The following is a 16,068-nucleotide window of genomic DNA, read 5'->3' as shown; positions in this document are numbered from 1 at the left end:
GTTTTTTTATTTTTCATTTAAAAATAACTAGGAGCAGTTATTCAACTATCACATGCAAAATAAAATAAATAAATATGCACTTTCTAATTTTATTAGCATAATTAATCCGATTCATCAGCTTTAAGAATTAATAGAAAAGGACATTCCCATTAAAGAAGAATATCATTTTTTAATCAAGTGTATTAATTTAATAGGATATATAATTTAATGGGTAAAATATAAAGGATTTATCAAGAAATGAAAAGAAAGGATGTATGAATATGGAGTATTCAAAAAACAAATCCCCCAAAACAAGCATTAACTGTCCAAACTGTAATTCAAACATTTCCACTAATGACGAATATTCAAATAGTAGTAAGGTAATTCAAGATCATTATGAATATGAGTGCCCAAATTGTGGAAAACCAGACCTTTTTTATAATAAAAATTAATTTTAAAAACGACTCTTATGAGTCGTTTTTCTAAAATAAACATAAAATTGACTATTTTTATTATGAAAAGGTTGGAGAAGGGAATTCATCAATTTTTATACGAAGTAAACTATAAGGTTTCTGTCGTAAGTCTTCTCCATAATGAAATCTAGGCTGTCGATGTAATTGGTTCACAATGAAATACAAATATTGATCCGGACCAATTGAAAAAGTATCTGGCCACAAAATTCTCGGATCATGTGCGATAGTTTCCATTATACCATTTGGAAATATCTTACGGATACTGTTGTTTTCATAATCTCCAGCATAAACAGTTCCCTTTGCATCGGTGATCATTCCATCAGACGCACCTTTTTCTCCCCAATACTTCACATGATAAGGTACATCCATGTCCGATATCGTTCTGTCTCTCAGGGCTTCTGTTGAAATCGAGAACAAATGACGACTGGTTAGTGGAGCAAAAAATAATATCTTTCCATCGGGAGAAATCGCAAGACTATCAGACGCCAATCTAAATGCAGAAGTTGAACCGTCTTTGTTTCGATTCATTAAAATTTGTCCTTCTACTTTCGGTAAAAAATAGGGATCGGGTGAAGTTGAATTTGCCCCGTTTAACCGTCTAAACGCATTTCCATTTGATAAATCTACGACGATAATAGCTCCTGGTCCTCTTGAAGAAGAATCCGTTATATAGGCATAACCTGCTTTTCCAACACGAAAATCAAAACGGACATCATTCAGATAAGTTGTAGGCAGGACCACCTCTTCTGTAAAGGTATATACTTTTCTTATTGTATTGGTATCTAAATCAACAGCGACTAATTTTGCCCCCCCCTTAATAGGTTCAGAAAAATTGGGTGCCGCTGTATCTAATATCCAAAGCGTTCCCCTTCCATCAGCAACTACACTTTGGACACTGATGAAAGTCATTGTGATATTCTCGGGGTTTACCAAATTGGTTTGTAAATTAGGATAAGGCTGCAATTTATCGCCAACAATTTCCCCCACCGTAAATTTAACATCGTCTCCCCATTTCGGAAAACAAATAAAAATACGACCGGTTTCTGAAACAGTAACACCTGTAGGCATAGCCCCATAAAATTCATAAACTAGTTCTAAATTACCGAAATATTTTTCACTAGGTAACATAGGTTTCATAATATCCTCCTCTAGTATTCAAACGGGATATCTCCTATATATGATTTATATTTTTTCTAGTGCATGTTTCTTAATAAGCTTTTTTCTCTATAATCCCACATTTTTACCCAAGGATAAGTTTTTTCTGGTAAAAAGAAAGAACGCTCTTCTAGTGGTTTTATTACACTCATATCACATTTTATAAATCGACTATTCAGCCAATCGAGTTTGTTCTAAATAATAATAACTCCTCCGATTACTCCTAAGCCAATGATTAGTATATAGGATTTTGTAATCAGTGCGTCTGGGAGGCTAATTAACACCCCTAACAAAATTCCTTTTGTCCAACCATACCGTGGAAGAACAGTTATTGATAATAAGAAACCAATTGTAAAACGATCAATAAATGAAAACCGATCATAGCAATGAGCTTATCTTCAGATTTCGTCGGGAGCATTAATATTACAGATATACACCAAATAATAGACCAGATATAAATCCAAAGAAACTGATATTCATTGGTAATAAATATCCTTTCTCTAACTAACACATCAATTGATATGATTCTTTTAAAAGAATTAAAAACTCTTGATTTAGCTCGTCCACATTATGGAATCTAAAATTATTGTGAAATCGTTTTTTGGAAACTTGTTCAATTTTAGTAATCTTTTCGTGTTCAATTTGATGGTTTGTTACTAAATTAAAATCTAACCATTTCTTTTTTGGATGAACTCCTCCAAAGGAAGATTTATTCAAAAGATGAATAGAAGTCTTTTTAAACTCAATTTCAAATGCACCTATTTCTTTCAATAAATCGAGGATCTTTGAATATATTTCATAAACATTAGATGCCTTATTTGAGAATAATTCATCTTCTGACATATTGTCATCTCCTTATTTCTTCTTACCACAGAAGATTGTATTATCATTTATTTTGCCTCTTTTTACATCATTTTACAATTATCTTTATTCAACTAAACTGTCATTTCGTATTATAAGGTTAGCCAGATTTTTCTGGTTGACCTATTTTTATTAGGTTTTAGTTGAATAAGGAAAATCAACAATCGACTTTAACAGAGCCTATGTTGCTTGTTACAAAAATAAAAAACTACTTTATTTAAAGTAGTTTTTTATCTTTTATCTTTTAATTCTATTTTTCGTGTATCATTTCACCCTTTAAATAGGATGTGATCTCTTTGTCTGGGATTAGCTTATATGTTTTCTGTTGAATGTTTTCAGGGTTTAAACGATCTTCATAGATGGCTCTTAGGTGTGCTGTTCTGTATAGTTGATTTTCAAAGGACCCGCGGGAAATTTCTAGAGGTATTTCTACTCCATTAAAAAATTGGACAATTGAACGATTGTATTTTCCACCTTTGAAGTTCGAGACGTGGTTGTAGGAAATCCAGGAACATTCAATTTTTAGTGATGAGGAAGTGGGGAAAAAGAATATTTGATTCATTGCACTTATGGCAATTGGTGGCTTGTGCGTAATTGATATCATTTGCTTGGTTCCTTCACGCCTGCCTTTGTAGCTGGACCCAAAATAAGCGCAGCTTCTTTCAATTATTTCGATTGGTTTCATTAATACATAGAAATTATCATCTGTTTCATATATTTTAGAAACAACTGCTAAATCAACTGTATACTCTGGAATGATTGCCATAGTCGATTTATTAATTTCGTACTCAGTTAATACTTTTACCTTACCTTTCACATGATTCATTCTTTGATTCCTCCTTTTAATTCATAAAATAGTAATGTCTTCATGCGATGAAATAAAAGATTACAATATTATTAAGTCGAAATTATGTAAATACAAGGTTGCTAGAAGTATATTAACATAATTCAAAGGGCGAAAATCTTTTTTGTGAAACCTTTAACAAAATTGTCGAAGTTTACTAAAGTTTAATTGCAAAAAAGCCACTTATTTCTACTTAAATGTGAAATAAATGGCTTTTTTTACTTATTATTTTTCTGTAAATTGTTCCTCTTCAGTAGATCCTTTTAATGCTGTAGTTGAAGAAGTTCCACCTGAGATTACTTGAGCAACTTCATCAAAGTAACCAGTACCAACTTCGCGTTGGTGACGTGTTGCAGTGTAACCGAATTGTTCACTAGCAAACTCTGCTTGTTGTAATTCAGAATATGCTCCCATTCCTCTTTCTTTGTACTTTCGAGCTAATTCAAACATCCCGAAGTTTAGTGCATGGAAACCTGCAAGTGTTACGAATTGGAATTTGTAGCCCATTTCAGCAATTTGCTGTTGGAATGTTTCAATTGTTTCATCATCTAATTTCTTCTTCCAGTTAAATGATGGAGAACAATTATATGCTAAAAGTTTCCCTGGGAATTGTGCATGAATTTCATCTGCAAAACGTTTCGCATCTTCTAAATTTGGTTCTGACGTTTCACACCAAATTAAATCTGCATAAGGAGCATATGCTAGACCACGAGCAATTGCTTGGTCTAATCCCGCTCTCGTACGATAAAATCCTTCAGGAGTTCTGTCTCCAGTAATAAATTGTTGATCAACAGGGTCGATATCACTCGTAATTAAGTCAGCTGCATCCGCATCAGTACGTGCAACAATGATAGTCGGAACACCCATAACATCAGCTGCTAATCTAGCAGAAATTAAATTGCGAATTGCAGTTTGAGTTGGTAATAGAACTTTTCCGCCTAAATGGCCACATTTTTTCTCTGAAGATAATTGGTCTTCAAAGTGTACTCCTGCCGCACCTGCTTCAATCATGCCTTTCATTAATTCAAATACATTTAATTGTCCACCAAAACCAGCTTCTGCGTCAGCAACAATCGGTGCAAAATAATCTAACTCTTCTCCACCTTCAACATATTGAATTTGATCCGCACGTTGGAAAGCTTGATTGATACGTTTTACTACCGCAGGAACTGAGTTCGCAGGGTATAGACTTTGGTCAGGATACATTTGACCAGATAAATTTGCATCAGCAGCTACCTGCCAACCACTTAAATAAATTGCTTTTAATCCAGCTTTCACTTGTTGAATCGCTTGGTTACCAGTTAAAGCACCTAATGCGTTTACATAATTTTCTTCATTTAATAATTTCCACAGTTTTTCAGAACCACGTCTTGCTAAAGTATGCTCTATATCAATAGAACCTCTTAATTTAATTACTTCCGCTGCAGAATATGGACGAGTAACACCATTCCATCTTGAGTCAAATTCCCAGCTTTCTTGTAATTCTGCAATACGTTTTTCACGATTATTTGTCATTTTCATTTCCTCCTTGGAATTATAGGTAGTCATATCCTTTTAAAGTTAGAAAATCAGCAAACTCATCATTGCTAATTAGATCATCAAATAACTCAATTGCTTTTTTAAAATGTTTTCGTTCAAAAAGCTCTTTGCCAAGCTCAAGTTCTAGCTTCATCATTTCTTCCTGTTTTAACAAATCAACAAACTCAAGCGTTATGTTTGTACCATCCTCTAACACACCTTTTTCATGACGGATCCATTGCCAAATCTGAGCACGTGAAATTTCTGCAGTAGCTGCATCTTCCATTAAATTGTAAAGTGGCACTGCACCACGACCACTTAACCAAGCTTCAATATATTGAATGGCAACTGTTATATTCGTTCGAAGTCCTTGTTCGGTAATTCCCCCACTAGGTAGCTCGACTAAATCCGTCTCAGTTACATTTACATCTTCACGTTTTCTGTGAATTTGATTTTGTGTTGGCATATAGCGGTTGAATTGTTCTAGAGCGACTGGCACAAGTCCAGGATGTGCTACCCAAGTTCCATCATGTCCGTCTCTTGCTTCACGTTCTTTATCTCGTTTAACTTTTTCAAATGCAATTTCATTTTTTTCTTCATCATCTTTAATTGGGATCTGCGCTGCCATTCCACCAATTGCTGGTGCATTTCTCTTATGACAAGTTTGAATAACTTTTTGAGAATAAGCGCGCATAAATGGAACTTCCATTGTGACAACAGATCGGTCTGGAAGAATCATAGTTTTGTCATAACGCATCATTTTAATAAAACTAAAAATATAGTCCCATCTACCACAATTAAATCCCGCAGAATGTTCTTTTAATTCGTATAAAATCTCTTCCATTTCAAACGATGCAGCAATCGTTTCAATTAATACAGTTGCTTTAATCGTTCCCCCTGGAATATTTAATTTATCCTGAGCAAATACAAACACATCATTCCAAAGTCGAGCCTCTAGATAGCTTTCCATTTTAGGTAGATAAAAATATGGGCCAGATCCATTTGCAATCGACTGCTTTGCATTGTGGAAAAAATAAAGTCCAAAATCAACTAAACTACCAGACATTGAAACACCATTAACAGTGATGTGTTTTTCATCTAAATGCCATCCTCTAGGTCTGACAATTAGTACAGCAGGCTTCTCTTTTAATGAATAGGTTTTTCCTTTTGATTCAAGTGATATTGTTCTGTTCACTGCATCTCTTAAATTAACTTGACCTGAAATGATATTTTCCCATGTCGGTGAAGTTGCATCTTCAAAATCAGCCATAAACACAAATGCATCTGAGTTTAATGCGTTTATGATCATTTTTCGATCGACAGGTCCTGTAATCTCTACTCTTCTGTCCTGTAAATCAGAAGGTAATGGAGCAATTGTCCAATCACTTTCACGAATATGCTTTGTTTCCTCTAAAAAACAAAGCCTCCCTCCATTTTGTAAAAAATTCATTCTCTCTTTTCTACTTAAAAGTAATTGCTGCCTACGATTTTCAAAATGCTCATGTAGCTCCTGTAGAAACCGTAGTGCTTCATTCGTCAAAATGTCAGCTGATCTCTCTACTTGATTACCAAGTACTTTAATTCCCGATAGCTCAGTAGTCATACATTTCCTCCGTTCCAGTTATATAACAGTTTTTACTTTCTTGATTTATTATATAACAGACTATTCAAAATGGATATTAAATTCAGAAAATTTTTCCAAAGAATTTTCGACAACAATAATCAGAAAAAAAAAGAATGTTCACAAACTATTTACCAGTTTTTTACAAAACATTCTGACTTCTTTATATTTCCTCAACATTTCAAATGTAGGATTAACATTGTAATAAACATTACTAAATTCCTAGGGGGAAAGAAAATGAAGAAAGTAATTCCAGCTCTTGTTGTAGCTTCTACAATCATAACGAGCCAAGTAATACCGACCCTTCATGATTCTGTGCATGCTGCATCCAAAGTATCATCAGTAAATTATGTAACAGCAAAAAAACAGATCTCAGTTGACGGTTCATTAAAAAATATTGCAACGATCAAACACGGTAGCAAAGAATTATATTCTTTAAAGGATTTAAGCACAGCTTTAAAAATTACATCTAACCTCAACAAGAAAACGAACTCCATTGAATATAAATTGGTCTCCGGTAAAACAAAAACAAGCTTACAATTCAATTTCAAATCAAACTCAACTCTGTTAAACAATAAGAAATTCAATCTATCAATCGTAAATCATAAGGGTGTTCCATTTGGTGATGCGAAGGTGTTTGCTTCTGTTTTTGGAAAAGAAGTTATAAAAACAGAAAATTCTTCAATGTTATATATCAGTTCAACAAAACTAATCCAAGCTGATACATATGAAACACAATTTATAGCTGGTGGAAAGCTATTAGTAACTGGTGATACAGAAGATACTTTACAATCTTATATTCTGAATCCAATTTCAATGAAAATTGAAAAGACATTACCATACCAAGACTTAATTGTTTCAAATAATGGTAACAGTGCTGTTTTCGTTGATGACGAAGGAATCATTAACACGATTGATTTAAAAACATTTAAAGTAACTAAGTTCGATAAAAATGTAGAACCAAAAACTGGTTTAATTTGGTCTGGGGATTCTAAGAAGCTTTTCTTTATTGAAGGAGATAAAAATACAACCATCTCACAACTAGATTTAGCTTCAGGTGAATTTAAAACATTAGCAGCTGACAAAGTAGAAAATAAATCAGATTTAGTGATTGCATCAGAAGCACCATTAAAATTTGTATATTCTGTTACAAAAACAGCGACTTCTACAGTTGACCCTGAAACAGGTGAAACGACAGTAATTGATGATTCAACTGCTGGCCAAGATCTATGGTCAATTGATACATCTGTCGCTACGGCAACCGCTGTGCAATTAACAAATACACCTGATAACAAAATTTATCCAACAGTTCTTCCAAGTGGTTTCATTAGTTATTTATCTCAAAATACGGATGATGAGAATGCATTAACAAAACTGCTTGTTCAAAACCCATTAAATAACCAAACGATGACACTCTTTAACGGAAAACAATTCCATATATTAACGAAAACAATGGATGGAAAAGTTTTGCTTGTACAGTCGTTCGCATCAGGTGATCAAGTATTTGAATTAACAGAAAGCGGCTTGTTAAAACCGATTTTTAAAACAAATAAAACAATCAACTCAATTACAGCAACTTCTACAACTAAGCTAGCCTTCACTTATGGAGATGATGGCGAAGAAAAAACAGCCTTCGTCAATAACGGAAAAGTACTTTACATTACTAAGTAAATAATAAAGGGGAAATCAAACATGAAAATGATGACAAAAAAACTATCTATCGCTGTATTAACAACTGCTCTTGCATTTGGTGCAAGTAATACTTATACAAAGGACAATGTTGGAGCTGCAATTGATAAAAATCGTATCGTTATCGCTGGTTCTACTGCATTACTTCCTTTAACAAACCAAGCTTCTAAAGAATTTAAAAAATCAAATCCAAAAATTAAAATTTCTGTATCTGGTTCTTCTTCAATCGCTGGACCACAGGCAGTTAAAAAAGGTTCAGCAACGATTGGTGCAGCTGACTGGGATGCGACATCTGAAAAAGTAACTGGATTACCTACATTCTCTGATTTAAAAGCTTACAAAATTGCGGTTATCCCGTTTGCAGCAGTGGTAAGTAAAAATAATCCTGTAAGTGATCTTTCAACTTCAGAGCTACAAGATATCTACACAGGTAAAATTACGAATTGGAAACAAGTTGGCGGTCCTGATAAAAAAATCAATGTTTACACTAGAAGTATTGGTTCAGGTACACGTGTAAACTTTGAGAAAAAAGCATTAAAAGGGGAAGATATTAAGGATTCTGGATCAAACGTAGAGAAGGTTTCAAGTAGTGGATTAATGAAATCTAAAGTTGCTGGAGACGATTATGGAATCGGTTATATTGATTTAGCTTATATTACACCTTCAAGTGGGTTAAAAGCATTAAGCTATAATGGCGTGAAAGCAACTGTTGAAAATGTAAAAGCTAAAAAATACCCAGTTTGGGGTTACGGATATTTAATTACAAAGAGTAATGTTTCAGAAGCGAATATGAAATTCATCAAATTTATGCAAAGCAGCAAATTCCAAAACAAATCACTTAAAAGCTTAAAATTCATTCCTGTTAGTGAGATGAAGTAATTTTATAAGAAGCATAGATAAAACAAGCCCCATATTTGTGGGGTTTGTTTTTTGAAAAGGAGGACATTCATGGCTATTCCACAAGTAGAAATATCTCAAGTTTTCAGACAAACTCAAAAGAAAACTACATTTCAATCTACTATTTTTAATCGTTCATTTCTAATAGCCTGTTTTTGTAGTTCATTAATATTAGGAATTATTTTATTTACAATTGTTTATTTTATTGGGAAAACCGGAATTCATGTATTTCATGATGTATCATTTAAAGAATTTTTCTTATCATTCAAATGGGAGCCTTATGAAAATCACTTTGGTGCTGGTTCTTTCATAATCGGTACATTGAGCTTAACAGCATTGACTTTATTATTTACAGTTCCAATTTCATTAAGTATTGCGATCTTTAATACGCAATTTGCGCCAGTATGGCTTCGCAATTTTTTGTCATTAACTTTAGATATTTTAGTTGGAATTCCATCCATTGTGTATGGTTATATTGGTTTAACTTTACTAATTCCATTAATTAGAGACACATTTCAGACAGGTTTAGGTAGTGGTTTACTAGCTGCTTCGCTCGTTCTTACATTGATGTGTATTCCAACTGTTGTAAAAATCTCAGAAGATTCATTTATGGCCGTTCCGAATGATTTAAAAGATGCAAGCTATGCACTTGGAAGTACACATTTTCAAATGATTCGTAGAGTTCTAATACCGGCTTCTAGCTCTGGGGTCACAACTGCAATTATTCTTGGAATGGCACGCGCAATCGGTGAAACGATGGCCGTAGTCATGGTTATTGGGAACACTGCACAAATCGCAAAATCATTAACAATGCCGACTTCTGTCCTTACAAGTAATATCGTAATGGAAATATTAAATGTATCCTATGACTCTACTTGGAATTACGCACTGTATATGATGGCCTTTATCTTATTATGTATCTCACTATTATTAATAATTATCATCCGAAATTTACGCAAAAAAGGAGCATGAAGATGACTAGGACTCCTATAAATATTGAAAAAAGCATTAAGAAAAACAGAACAATAAGTAAAGTTATGAAACTCCTTTTATCATCAATTACTATTTTTACTTTTGGGATCATTCTTTTCTTATTATTGAAGATTCTGAGTAAAGGATTAACAACGATTGATTTTCATTTTCTCGTAGGATTACCAGAGGAAATAGATGCTGGTGGAGGAGTAGGTCCTTTTCTTTTTAACACATTTTATATTTTACTCATTTCACTTGTTATATCAATTCCGATCGGACTTGGTGCAGGTATTTATTTAGCAGAGTATGCAAAACAAAATAAATTAACTGATTGGATTAGTACTTGTGTTGAAGCATTAGCATCCGTGCCTTCAATTATTTTCGGATTATTCGGCTATGTATTATTTGTAGAAGTTTTTGATGTTGGATTAACTGTTATTGGAGCTGCAATTACACTATCATTCTTAAATTTACCAGCCTTAACACGTATTATTGAAGAATCAATTCGTAATGTACCACTAAGCTATCGCGAAGCCTCTTATTCATTAGGTGCATCAAAAGCAACTTGTATTATAACAATCATACTTCCAGCAGCATTAAAAGGAATTTTCACTGGTATCTCATTAACAGCATGTCGAGCATTGGGTGAATCAGCTGTAATTTTACTTGCAGGTGGTACAAGTGCCTCTGATAAAATGTGGGACTTCTCATTAACTGGTCCTGGTGCTACCCTTCCTGTTCAGCTTTGGTATATTCAATCTGAAGCTTTAGTTGAGGATGCAATGAAAATTGCTGATCAATCAGCTGCTTTACTTGTTGTTATCATTTTATTATTATCTATCGTATTACGACTTCCTTTTATGTTTAAGAAAAAATAAATAAATTAGAAAAACACTTGGAGTATACCAAGTGTTTTTTCTAAACTACTATTAAGTTAGTTCTAAGTATTATTACGTTTTCTCTATTCATTTCTCACTGAAAATTATATTACTCAATTTAGAGTTATATTATTTTTTAGCTTCCTCCAAATATTTCATTCTTTCTAACATTGTAGGATGATCATATCGGAAGAATTTTACTAAGAATGGTGGGTCTACTTGGGTTAGGCTATTTTTTGATAATTTCTGAAAAGCAATGATACCTGCTTCTGCATCATTGGTCAGCTTAACAGCATATAAATCTGCTTTTTTCTCGGCATGCCTTGAAACTGCATTCGAAATTGGTTCCGAGATAAATCCTACGATTCCACTAAATAATAAAAATAACGTTAACACAACCATCATTTTATCAGGTGAATTATATTCTCTATTCCTTGATAGTGTAAGCTTCATTAATCTATCAATAATAAATAATCCGACTAAACTACCAACTAATGTTCCAAACATCGCTTTATAAATATCTTTATTAACATAATGAGACATTTCATGGGCCATGATAAACAATATTTCTTCATCTGTTAGCCCTTTAAGTGTAGTATCCCAAAGAACGATTCTAGCGTTTTTACCAATTCCAGTTACATACGCATTATATGTAGTTGTTTTAGCTGACATATTCACTTCGTACACTCTATGAGCAGGAATATTTGCTTCTTTTGCTAAAGATACGATTTTCTCTTCTAATTTCTTATCCTTTAATGGATAAAAGTCATTATATAAAGGGTCTATGATTACTGGTTGAATAAATGTAAGAAAAATAGTGAATGGAATACTTAATAACCATGTTGTGATCCACCATTTTTTCGGTTGTTTTTTAATTAATAGATACACAACATAAATGACAAAGTACATAATAGCGAAATTTACCCAAAATCCAATAATCTCATCCTTCATCCAACTATTAAAAGATTGTACGGTTAATCCATATTTCGTAGAAAGTTTAAAACGATATAAGTCTAGAGGTAATGTGATTAAATAAGTTAAGACTGAAACAAAAAAGAAATAGAGGAATACTTGAATAAAATGAAATCGAGTCAGTTTCTTTAATGATTCACCTAATTTCCCAATAATACCACTTAACAATAAAAGTGAAAGAACGATCCAATCCAATGGTATGCTAATAAAATACAAAACATTTTTAAGTGTACTATAACTTGTACTAATTTTAGCTTCTTTATGGTCCATAAATGTATTTGGATCAACGAATGTACCTTTGTATTTTGCTGGCAAGTTAGAATCTGTGAAAACATAAAAGTATAATAATACAAAAATGATATATGCAAGATAGCCAATCAAAATAAACTTTGATACTTTTGATTTCTTCGACTGTTTCATGTAATCCCCCCACTTCTATATTATCAACTTTGTCCAAAATTTTAGAACATAAAAAAAAAATAATAAAACACGCTCTTTTCATTTTATGAAATCATAGAACTTGTATGTATGCTTTCTAACAAAAAAAGGTATAACCCCAAATAGGTAGTACCTTTCAGACTGAATCTCTTAGCTTTTTTCTTTCCATACAAACTGAAAGGTACAACCTTTAACAGGAAGTACCTTTTCATTTTAGCTAATTATGATTGTGTTATTGAATCCTTTAATGCTCGTCTTAGAATTTTTCCAGTTGCATTCTTTGGAAGCTCTGAAATAAATTCAATAGATTTTGGCACTTTATATTTTGCTAAATGAGCTTTACAATATTCTACTAATGTTTCTTCACTTAATGAAGGATTTTTAGACACAACATAAGCTTTGACACTCTCTCCGAAGTTATCATCAGGCAATCCAATTACAGCACATTCTACAATCTCAGGATGATTGTAAAGGATCTCTTCTACTTCACGTGGATAAACGTTAAATCCACCCACAATAATCATTTCTTTTTTACGGTCTACGATATAGAAATAGCCATCTTCATCTTTACGTGCTAAATCACCAGTGTATAACCAACCATCACGAATTGTCATTGCCGTTTCTTCTGGCATATTATAGTAGCCCTTCATGATATTTGGACCACGTGCAATTAATTCACCAACGACACCAACCGGAACTTCTTCTCCTAGCTCATTGACAATTTTATTTTCTACATTGCTAATATTCGTGCCTATTGATCCCGCTTTTCGAGGACGATCTAAAGGGTTAAATGTCGTTACAGGTGAAGCTTCTGACAATCCATAGCCCTCTGAAATCATTACGTTAAATTTCTTTTCGAAATTCTCTAATAATGCTACCGGCAATGATGAGCCTCCTGAAATACATAAACGAATTGACTCAAAATCTTCAGTTTTACCTTCTGGATATTGATATAGGAAATTATACATTGTTGGAACGCCAGCAAATACAGTTGCTTTTTGCGTTCGAATGATTTTAAATATTTCACTTGGGCTAAACTTCGGTACAAATATAACAGTTGCTCCATACATTAATGGTGCATTTAGCGCTACAGTTAGACAGAAAACATGGAAAGCTGGTAGCGTTGCAATTACCTTTTCAGTGCTAGTAAATCCTAAGAAATGACCAGCATCCATTGCATTAGAATATAAATTCTTATGAGTAAGCATCGCACCTTTTGGTTTACCAGTAGTACCTGAAGTGTATAAAATTACTGCTAAATCATCTTCATGTAGTTCTGGTCCTTCGAATGTTAAATCTCCAAGGCCAACTACATTTGTAAACGATTTCAATTTATTGTCTGAAAAATCATAAGGATGTTCTTGCTTTGTTTCACAAATAATGTAGTGTTCAATGTTAGGAAGAATTGGTGAAGCTTTTTCAACTAGTGGAAGAAATAAATCTAATGTAATGACAGCTTTGGCATCACCATTTGTTAGAATATAAATTAATTCGTCTGGTGAATATAGTGGATTAACTGGTATGACAGCCGCTCCAGCTTTTAACGCACCATATAGTGCAATAATAAAATGTGGGGAATTACCAACAACTAATGCAACTTTATCCCCTTTTTCAATTCCTAATTTTGAAAGACCACTAGCAAACTTTGTTATGTATGTATTCAATTGTGCATAGCTAAATGATTGCCCTTCAAAAATTACAGCAGTATGTTCAGGATGTTTTAATGCAGTTTGTGAAAGCGTATGAACTAAATTCAAGAAATTACCCCCTTTTTAAAAATAATTTAAAATATTCTAAATATATTATATTGCTAGAAAACATTTCTGACAAGATAGAAATATTACTTGTTTAAAAGCAATAAAAAAAGAGTGGAGATCCACTCTTTTTAAACAAATAGGCTTAAAAATTCCTCTTTCGTTACATTTCCAAAATAATAACTTAAATTAACATCTTGTAATTTGCGCTCAATTTCTTGTTGATCAAATTTTGTACCAACTAGCGTTTGCTCTAAATCTGACACGTCACCAACACCAAAGAAGTCACCATAAATTTTAACAGATTCAATGACGCCTTTATTTACTTCTAAGCGAATATCAACTTGTCCTGCAGCAAATCTTTTACTTTGTTGAATATTACATTTAGGAGATTTTCCGTAATTCCAATCCCATGAACGGTATCTGCTATCTGCTAGCTCTTTAATATTTTTTATATCTTCATCAGACCATTCATAGCGCTCAATTGCCCCATGTTCTTTAAAAATAGATTGTAATAACAAATCTTTAAATTCTTCGATTGTTAAATCTTCTTTCAGAAATTCTTTAATATTAGCTACTCTACTTCTGATTGATTTAATTCCCTTTGATTGAATTTTATCAAGCTTTACATTCAATGCATTGACAACTTCGTCTATATTACTATTAAAAAGTAATGTCCCATGACTAAACATTCTGCCTTTAGTTGAGAATTGTGCATTTCCAGATATTTTTCTACCTTCTGCTAATATATCATTGCGTCCACTTAGCTCAGCATTTACTCCAAGTTCTTTAAGCGCTTCGATTACTGGCTCTGTAAACTTTCTAAAGTTATGAAAACTATCACCATCATCCTTCGTAATAAAACTGAAGTTCAAATTCCCTAAATCATGATATACCGCTCCGCCACCAGATAATCTTCTGACAACTTGTATATTATGATCATTTACATATGCTGCATTTATTTCTTCAGCTGTGTTTTGATTCTTCCCAATAATGATAGATGGTTCATTAATATAAAATAAAAAGTATGTATTTTCTGGATTTAGATGCTTTAAAGCATATTCTTCCATTGCTAAATTTAACGTTGGATCTGTAATTCCTCTATTATCTAAAAAAAGCATGTGAGTCCTCCTATATTAAATTGATTTCCATTCAAATCCTGTATAAGCAGTCTGAATAGGACCATTATAATACTTTTGTGCTTCATCTATTAAATGATTTGTATTTCCACTGTGAGGTAAATGTGATAAAAGCAATTGTTCTACATTTGAATGTTGTGCAATTGTCGCCACTTCTTTACTATTCATATGTCCTGCATTTGTGCCGTCTTGATTTTCATACATATTGCAGTCACAAATAAGTAAATCTGCATCTTTAGAAAAAGGAATAAATTCTTCCATATAACTAGAATCTGCAGTGTAAACAACTGTACTATCTGCTGTTTCAATTCTCATCGCAAAACAATCTACAGGATGCTTTGTTTTCAAAAAACGAATTGTAAATGGACCTAAGTTTAGTTCTTCATTAGGGTTATACTCGTATCCTATCGTAGCTTGCTTATTCGATAAAGCTTTAAATTTTTCTTGATCAAGTCCATGTCCGTAAATTGGTAATGCATAACCGTCATTTGCGGCATTGATAATTTTATAGTATTGTAGTACGCCAATATCAGCTATATGATCATGATGATAATGCGAAATAACTACACAATTTATGCTTTTTAAGTCTATGTAATTTTGCAAGCTTGCTAATGCGCCAGAGCCACAATCTACTAATAGTGAGAAATTTTTTTCCTGAAATAAATAACAAGATGTCGCTTCTCCTTTTTCTGGATAACCGCCCCAATAACCAATCACAGTTACTTTCATGAATTGTTTCACTCCTTCGATTTTATTATACCTTGGATATATTACTTTATTAGTTTTATTAAAGATTAGGCATTTATATTATTTTTAAAATTGTACTAATACAGATTGACATTTAATACATTGTAGTAATACAATGCTAATAAGATAAC

13 protein-coding genes are annotated in these 16,068 nt (G+C 32.8%); 4 read left to right on the top strand and 9 right to left on the bottom strand.

Going from position 1 to position 16,068, the window contains the following annotated elements; genetic code table 11:
* Positions 1–491 precede the first annotated feature (491 nt).
* The 5 genes from CAB05_RS11285 to aceB all read right to left on the bottom strand — a co-directional run bounded on the left by CAB05_RS11285 (position 492) and on the right by aceB (position 6,433).
* The gene (locus CAB05_RS11285) at positions 492–1,589 is read right to left on the bottom strand and encodes an L-dopachrome tautomerase-related protein (protein WP_087999937.1); all 1,098 of its coding nucleotides are present in this window, start codon (positions 1,587–1,589) and stop codon (positions 492–494) included.
* A gap of 522 nt (positions 1,590–2,111) precedes the next feature.
* Positions 2,112–2,450: a DUF5655 domain-containing protein gene (locus CAB05_RS11280; protein WP_087999936.1), complete on the bottom strand. Its 339-nt coding sequence runs from the start codon at positions 2,448–2,450 to the stop codon at positions 2,112–2,114.
* Positions 2,451–2,718: 268 nt separating this feature from the next.
* Positions 2,719–3,294 (bottom strand): competence protein ComK, encoded by a 576-nt coding sequence (locus tag CAB05_RS11275; RefSeq protein WP_087999935.1) that lies wholly within the window; start codon positions 3,292–3,294, stop codon positions 2,719–2,721.
* 243 nt (positions 3,295–3,537) lie between these two features.
* A complete protein-coding gene (gene aceA, locus CAB05_RS11270) occupies positions 3,538–4,827 on the bottom strand; it encodes an isocitrate lyase (RefSeq protein ID WP_087999934.1) in 1,290 nt (429 codons plus the stop codon).
* 19 nt (positions 4,828–4,846) lie between these two features.
* The gene (gene aceB, locus CAB05_RS11265; RefSeq protein WP_087999933.1) at positions 4,847–6,433 is read right to left on the bottom strand and encodes a malate synthase A; all 1,587 of its coding nucleotides are present in this window, start codon (positions 6,431–6,433) and stop codon (positions 4,847–4,849) included.
* 255 nt (positions 6,434–6,688) lie between these two features.
* On the opposite strand from aceB, the gene CAB05_RS11260 reads away from it, so the two are divergent.
* The 4 genes from CAB05_RS11260 (at position 6,689) to pstA (ending at position 10,887) form a co-directional block, all read left to right on the top strand.
* Positions 6,689–8,122 (top strand): hypothetical protein, encoded by a 1,434-nt coding sequence (locus CAB05_RS11260; protein WP_087999932.1) that lies wholly within the window; start codon positions 6,689–6,691, stop codon positions 8,120–8,122.
* A 21-nt stretch (positions 8,123–8,143) separates the two neighbouring features.
* Positions 8,144–9,019: a phosphate ABC transporter substrate-binding protein gene (locus tag CAB05_RS11255; protein ID WP_087999931.1), complete on the top strand. Its 876-nt coding sequence runs from the start codon at positions 8,144–8,146 to the stop codon at positions 9,017–9,019.
* A gap of 69 nt (positions 9,020–9,088) precedes the next feature.
* Positions 9,089–10,009, top strand: a complete 921-nt coding sequence (pstC, locus tag CAB05_RS11250) for a phosphate ABC transporter permease subunit PstC (protein ID WP_087999930.1) — start codon at positions 9,089–9,091, stop codon at positions 10,007–10,009.
* A gap of 65 nt (positions 10,010–10,074) precedes the next feature.
* Positions 10,075–10,887: a phosphate ABC transporter permease PstA gene (gene pstA / locus CAB05_RS11245; protein WP_235821433.1), complete on the top strand. Its 813-nt coding sequence runs from the start codon at positions 10,075–10,077 to the stop codon at positions 10,885–10,887.
* Positions 10,888–11,016: 129 nt separating this feature from the next.
* Here the strand turns inward: pstA and CAB05_RS11240 are convergent, their stop codons facing one another.
* The 4 genes from CAB05_RS11240 to CAB05_RS11225 all read right to left on the bottom strand — a co-directional run bounded on the left by CAB05_RS11240 (position 11,017) and on the right by CAB05_RS11225 (position 15,919).
* On the bottom strand, positions 11,017–12,279 hold the full coding sequence (locus tag CAB05_RS11240) for a M48 family metallopeptidase (RefSeq protein WP_087999928.1): 1,263 nt from the start codon (positions 12,277–12,279) through the stop codon (positions 11,017–11,019).
* Between the two features lie 239 nt (positions 12,280–12,518).
* Entirely contained in the window at positions 12,519–14,054 is a 1,536-nt protein-coding gene (locus CAB05_RS11235) for a fatty acid--CoA ligase family protein (RefSeq protein ID WP_087999927.1), read from the bottom strand.
* Between the two features lie 128 nt (positions 14,055–14,182).
* Entirely contained in the window at positions 14,183–15,172 is a 990-nt protein-coding gene (gene lplA, locus CAB05_RS11230; protein WP_087999926.1) for a lipoate--protein ligase, read from the bottom strand.
* A 15-nt stretch (positions 15,173–15,187) separates the two neighbouring features.
* On the bottom strand, positions 15,188–15,919 hold the full coding sequence (locus tag CAB05_RS11225) for an MBL fold metallo-hydrolase (protein WP_087999925.1): 732 nt from the start codon (positions 15,917–15,919) through the stop codon (positions 15,188–15,190).
* Positions 15,920–16,068 lie beyond the last annotated feature (149 nt).

It is taken from the genome of Gottfriedia solisilvae, assembly GCF_002128405.1.
Taxonomy (GTDB): Bacteria; Bacillota; Bacilli; order Bacillales; family Bacillaceae_G; genus Gottfriedia; species Gottfriedia solisilvae.
This window is presented reverse-complemented; position numbering and strand designations above follow the sequence as displayed.

Excerpts from the sequence above, each read along its gene's own strand:
- CAB05_RS11285 (WP_087999937.1), bottom strand. The coding sequence starts at position 1,589 with ATGAAACCTATGTTACCTAGTGAAAAATATTTCGGTAATTTAGAACTA.
- CAB05_RS11280 (WP_087999936.1), bottom strand. The coding sequence starts at position 2,450 with ATGTCAGAAGATGAATTATTCTCAAATAAGGCATCTAATGTTTATGAA.
- CAB05_RS11275 (WP_087999935.1), bottom strand. The coding sequence starts at position 3,294 with ATGAATCATGTGAAAGGTAAGGTAAAAGTATTAACTGAGTACGAAATT.
- aceA (WP_087999934.1), bottom strand. The coding sequence starts at position 4,827 with ATGACAAATAATCGTGAAAAACGTATTGCAGAATTACAAGAAAGCTGG.
- aceB (WP_087999933.1), bottom strand. The coding sequence starts at position 6,433 with ATGACTACTGAGCTATCGGGAATTAAAGTACTTGGTAATCAAGTAGAG.
- CAB05_RS11260 (WP_087999932.1), top strand. The coding sequence starts at position 6,689 with ATGAAGAAAGTAATTCCAGCTCTTGTTGTAGCTTCTACAATCATAACG.
- CAB05_RS11255 (WP_087999931.1), top strand. The coding sequence starts at position 8,144 with ATGAAAATGATGACAAAAAAACTATCTATCGCTGTATTAACAACTGCT.
- pstC (WP_087999930.1), top strand. The coding sequence starts at position 9,089 with ATGGCTATTCCACAAGTAGAAATATCTCAAGTTTTCAGACAAACTCAA.
- pstA (WP_235821433.1), top strand. The coding sequence starts at position 10,075 with ATGAAACTCCTTTTATCATCAATTACTATTTTTACTTTTGGGATCATT.
- CAB05_RS11240 (WP_087999928.1), bottom strand. The coding sequence starts at position 12,279 with ATGAAACAGTCGAAGAAATCAAAAGTATCAAAGTTTATTTTGATTGGC.
- lplA (WP_087999926.1), bottom strand. The coding sequence starts at position 15,172 with ATGCTTTTTTTAGATAATAGAGGAATTACAGATCCAACGTTAAATTTA.
- CAB05_RS11225 (WP_087999925.1), bottom strand. The coding sequence starts at position 15,919 with ATGAAAGTAACTGTGATTGGTTATTGGGGCGGTTATCCAGAAAAAGGA.